The sequence below is a fragment of the Acetonema longum DSM 6540 genome (assembly GCF_000219125.1).
Lineage (GTDB): Bacteria > Bacillota > Negativicutes > Sporomusales > Acetonemataceae > Acetonema > Acetonema longum.
Genome location: NZ_AFGF01000086.1, coordinates 1 through 5,293, shown reverse-complemented (window position 1 = coordinate 5,293; position 5,293 = coordinate 1). Strand labels below are relative to the sequence as shown.

Annotated in this window: 6 protein-coding genes; all 6 read left to right on the top strand. The window is 40.0% G+C overall.

Features of this window, described 5'->3' with window-relative positions; genetic code table 11:
- A partial coding sequence (locus tag ALO_RS22425; protein ID WP_004095540.1) for a hypothetical protein occupies positions 1 to 215 on the top strand: 215 nt, incomplete at its 5' end.
- Positions 215 to 511, top strand: a complete 297-nt coding sequence (locus ALO_RS10515; protein ID WP_004095539.1) for a hypothetical protein — start codon at positions 215 to 217, stop codon at positions 509 to 511. The genes ALO_RS22425 and ALO_RS10515, both read left to right, overlap by 1 nt.
- Positions 512 to 732: 221 nt before the next feature.
- Positions 733 to 1,167: a DUF5958 family protein gene (locus tag ALO_RS10510; protein ID WP_004095537.1), complete on the top strand. Its 435-nt coding sequence runs from the start codon at positions 733 to 735 to the stop codon at positions 1,165 to 1,167.
- Positions 1,168 to 2,263: 1,096 nt separating this feature from the next.
- The gene (locus ALO_RS22090; protein WP_139025375.1) at positions 2,264 to 2,689 is read left to right on the top strand and encodes a hypothetical protein; all 426 of its coding nucleotides are present in this window, start codon (positions 2,264 to 2,266) and stop codon (positions 2,687 to 2,689) included.
- A gap of 620 nt (positions 2,690 to 3,309) precedes the next feature.
- Entirely contained in the window at positions 3,310 to 3,966 is a 657-nt protein-coding gene (locus ALO_RS20855; protein WP_004095533.1) for a hypothetical protein, read from the top strand.
- 50 nt (positions 3,967 to 4,016) lie between these two features.
- Positions 4,017 to 4,505: a hypothetical protein gene (locus ALO_RS10495; protein ID WP_139025374.1), complete on the top strand. Its 489-nt coding sequence runs from the start codon at positions 4,017 to 4,019 to the stop codon at positions 4,503 to 4,505.
- Positions 4,506 to 5,293: the final 788 nt, after the last annotated feature.

Below are 5,293 nucleotides of genomic sequence, written 5' to 3'. Positions count from 1 at the left end.
CCCTCGCCAATCGAGTCCTGGGAAGTGAAGCGGAATTTGCTAATTCGATAGAAGCCAAAGAAATAGTGGATAAAATGACTACATCTATTGAAGTGGCGGCATTAGAAGACCAGCTGAAGAAATTTCCGGAATATGACTCGAAATATTCGCTAGAAGTCAATATTACGCCATTCTTTACAATAACGGTGGTAAGGAACAACTGCAGGGTGCATTGATGCTGGGCGGTATGATGACAGGTTCTATGGCGGTCACTATAGCAACAGAAGTAGGAGATAATGCCTTGGATGGCAAGGAACTTATTACTCCGGATGTCATGCTTGCTGCCTTGGTTAGTAGTAAGCTGAAGTTAGAGGTGCTGTTAAGGGGCCGACTAATCCTGCTTCGGGATTACGAACTGCTGAGCAAGCTGGAATATCAGTTAATGACGCTACAAGAATTCAAAATGCCGCAAGCCGTACCAATCAAGAAATTATTGTTGTGGGCAGTAGAGCAAACGGAACTTCTTCTTTGACTTCAGATTGGGATTATATACTGTCTGGCAACTCAGCCCAGCGGCATTCAGCCATGAGTTCCTTGCCAAGAGGAACGGCTGGAGGTGGGATTAACTCAATGGGTAGAGAAACAGGTATTGATATCTTTACTAACTACCTAAATACGCCTGCTAAGTTTAGAGTGGAACTTGATCCAACAAGACCGCATGTTATATTTAGACCATAAAGAATGGGAGGTTTCATGTTTAAGATACTAACTCTACCAAAATTGATTCTTTTAAATCAATACGTTCAAGGGGTAGCCAATCGGGAAGATATTTTTCCTTGGTATTCATCTCTCGATGAGAATTCAAAACAAATAATAGTTAAAGAAATATGGATATTGGCTACTCAGGCAAAGGTTCTTGAAGATGATTTAATTACGGCTACTGCCGAAGCAGGTTTAAAGCCTACTCATAATTCGGTACAAATGTTAAAAATAAACAAAATGCCATTTCATAGAAGAGGATACGAACTGGCTAATTTAAAAGGAACTGTCCTCGACCAAGCATTTTTATTGGTATTAGAGTGTTTCGTATTGGCCGAACGTAGAAGAAAAGAATTGGAAGAACCAGATAAGTGCACCCATTGGTGGCATAAAGATTTATCGGATAAAAATGTAATAAGGAAATTTTAAACAATAACTAGAATGGTGGCACTGGGATAATCACCGTTTGACACCTTATTTTAAAGCGAACAACAACCAGCGGAACAGCGGACATAAGTTCGTTGCTCCGCTGGTTGTTTAGACGAAACAAATGACTCGCAGACCAGTTAACTGCAGTCGAGGATTTTTCGCCAAAGAGTCGCCGCCATTTAAAAGTGTCAGGGGACGGGGTGCTGACAACAAGATTAAGACTTTAGGAAAAGACTCGCGGGAACGGTTCTTTTGACGAGTAGTCGGTAAAATGATATCCTCAAAAGTAGAGGTGATACCAGAGAAGTGTCAGGGGATGGGGTTGATGACAACGGGATTAAAACTTTGGGTATGTTGAAAGGGCCACATTTTAACATAGTAGTTTCTGAATAAATAGAGCGTCTTGAAGAAACCAACTAAAACAGGAATTCAGTGTTCGAAGACTCGAGGGGACGGTTCTATTGATGAGAATGAAGTAAAATGATACCATCAAAAATAGAGGTAATAACCATGCTCCGAAAAGCCCGATAACCCAGCAAAAGCGGGATCTATCACATCATGCTACGAGGCATAAATAAACAAATTATGACTAAAACAGGAATTCAGCGTTCGGAAAAGAAAGTGATTATGATAACAGACGCTTAGGCACAGGGAGCGTTTCTTACAGGCAGAATTGATTCCGAGGCTTAATAGCACAATTGTTTTTTGTAAAGCCTAGTAGAATGTCAACATCCCCGTCCCCTGACACTACCTACTGCACGAACTCCATAGGTTAGCCACAAGTAAGTCAGCAGGAGGAGTTTCTGGTGAATTGGCTGCGCAAGAGACAAAAGCAGCTTGGGAGTTTGCGGAAAAGGCTTTTAAGGAGCTGATAAAATGATTTCGGACACGTCAAAGAAATGGATTGAGGCAGGAATTGTATTAGGAGAAGACCCAAAAGCAAAAGTTCTATGCCCGGAATGTGCTAAAAGCGAATTAGAAGTGCAGGATATTCGAAGCGAATTTGAGCCGGAATTGATCGAACGGATTATAAGGTGCCCAGTATGCGGGAAATATAATGCGTTGAGAATGAGACGTCCCCTGAAAGATACTTAAGTTGGCGCTTGGTCTTACTACTGAACTCCGCGCCCCAAGATACTATGCTCTTTTAGGCATTGGGTATATTTTTGAAAAAACAAGTAATCTGGAGGTTTGTGTCAATATCACTGAAGATACAGATAATGTGGTTACTGATTCTTTAGCGCTTCCGTCAGATAATGTACACATAGGTATATCAAATGAGTATGCTCAAACTATTTTAAGTACCGCAGTGAAGGTGTGTAATAGCCTGAGTACTTTACCTTCTGGTATTTTGACTTTTAATATTGGCGGCTACAGTGATTATGGCTCTAATCAAGTTATATTCTCGAAAATTACCAGTATTATAATTAGATTATTAGTAACAAGACAAGACAATAGTGACTGTGAAGAATTAAAAAATATTATTAGGAATGAGTTAGAAAAATCATTAATGGATATTTAATTAACTCAAAATCCGCAGGTTACATCCCAGTTTACAGAGTGACACCGGGGACGATCACCTTTTGGCACATTATTTGCAAAGCTTGAGGAAAGATTCCCGCTGGCGCCAGCGAGAATCTATGTGAATATATATGGCTAGCCAGAGTTCAATGATGCTATGAAGAGCCGGATGCCTTAATAGGGCACGTCCGGTTCTGTGAGGGGGGGCACGCGAAGAGACTCGAGGGGACGGTTCTCTTGACGAGTAGCGGGTAAAATGATATCCTCAAAAGTAGAGGTGATAACCATACACTGAAAAGCCCGACAACCAAAAGAAAAAGCGGGAAGAGATTAATCGGCCAATTAAAAATATGATAGGGATATCGACGAGACAGATTGCCAGACTGACGGGGATTAGTCAAAGTGTAATTGTGCGAGCATAACACAATAACCGTCCCACGCGCTAAGAGGCGCACGAAGTAAAATGGGTGGGAACCCCGTTTGGGAAGGCCTAGCCAGCCACCCGGTATCTAGCCTTGGGCCAAAACGGCAACGCCAGGTCTAAGTGTAGGCAAGAGAGGTAGTAGGCACAACCATTGCAAGGTATACAGCGATGAGCCAGTATAAGAACTGGTAGATCAGGTGAACGGTCTAAGAGGAGGATCCTTAGATAGTGGCCTGAATCGTGAAGGATTCGTCTTTACAGACAAAGGATTAAACAATAAATTAATAAACTTAGCAGCTCAGTATGGTATAAGCGATGAGACAATTAATGGTTATAAAAATGAATTTGCTTCTATACCAGCATTATACAGCGGAGAATCCGAAACCTATTTAAAAGATGGATCCAAGCTATCAACTATTCCAGCACCTGAAAATTCTGCGGCGCAAATTGAGAAACCGCGGCGAACTGATTATTTTGGAGTAAATGGAAATGTCGGAAAAGAGCTATTTGGTGTTGGTGGTGGAATGATAATGGACAGATACGGAAATCTTTATACTTCAGTTTCTGTAAATACAGGAAAATCAGGAACTGTTATCTCTGGTTCAGTTATCCAAGGCGGACTAAATCAACCTACAGTTCCAACATCTAAAGAAATGAAAGATTTTTTACCCGGACAAAGTGTTAATGTATCTACTGGGGTTGGCTTTGGTTCTGGTAAAACAACAAGCATTCCACTAGGAAAGACTGCAACAGAATGGGGACTCTATACACCACAGGTAGGGGCTAGTGTAAACCAAACGTTTGACCTCAACGCTCGCATTTTTGGGGTCGAATGGATGTTTGGTAAGCAGTGATATTCTGTATGGAGAGTATGAAGTATTTTATTGAATTTGGAGAGGTGAAAATGAAACAGAATAGAAAAGAATATCTGATTTTTGTATTGCTCGTAGTAATTGCTGCCGGGGTATTAGTAAGTACAGTGATGCAGACTTCACAGTCTATGTCGGAGTCTATGAATAAGGAAAACGAACTAAAAAATATGTTTCATTCAATTAAACCTCCTCCAGGTGCTGTATTAAAGGATGTAGAATCAATTCATAAAACGACCAGTGCATCCGCCGGTGGGAAATATATCACGCAATTAACCTATGACGAGATTCGTACATATTATGATAACGAGCTAAAAAAAGCTGGATGGACTTTTTTAAAAGAAGAACCTCTTAGAGATTGGGGAAAGGAGTTTGGCGGGAGGACGATTCAATATAAAAAAGAAGATTATTTTTTAGATTTGGACTATTATGGAAGCCGTGAAAAGGAATTTGGATTTACATACGAGTTATATATCAGTTGGGGAGTATACCTTTTTAGTAGTATTGAAAGAATAGATGTCTGATTAATTTAAATGTTGCTAGAGGTTTTTAATGAAGCAGGGAGTAATTTAGGTATAGTGAAAATTGACTTAAATAAAGTTCCTTCACTTCAATTGCGAGGATGGGAAATATACCCACGTGTTAAACAGACTCGAGGGGACGGTTCTCTTGATGAGAATGAAGTAAAATGATACCATCAAAAATAGAGGTAATAACCATGCTCCGAAAAGCCCGGTAATCCAGCAAAAGGGGGATCTATTACATCATCCTACGTGGCATAAACAAGCAAATTATTTTGAAGACGAGGAAGATAGGCAACAATTAACATAGTAGGTCCTGAAGAAACCGACTAAAACAGGAATTCAACGTTCGGAAAAGAAAGTGATTTATGATAACAAATGCTTCGACACATGGAGCGTTCCTTACAGGCAGAATTCCATGATTAATAGAAAATGTTTTTGTAAAGCCTAAAAGAATGTTAATATCCCCGTCCCCTGACACCACCCTTCGACGTATACTGTCTGAAGTCGGAGGAGTACATAACCTATTTAAAGTTATCGAAAAAGTAAAATTAAATTTGGTGAGGTGATTCAAATTAAACTTGAACCTACGCTATCTAAATCATTTAGATATGCCAGCCTTATAAGAAGATGGGGATCCTTTGGGATTGACCTTATCGTTGTAATACTTCTGAACACTTTAGTATCTGCGATATTAATATTGGGTTTTGAAACTTTCCTACACTTTAATTCACAAGATCATCCCAGATACATAGCAAAGATTTGTATGTCCTCAATATTGGTAATATACC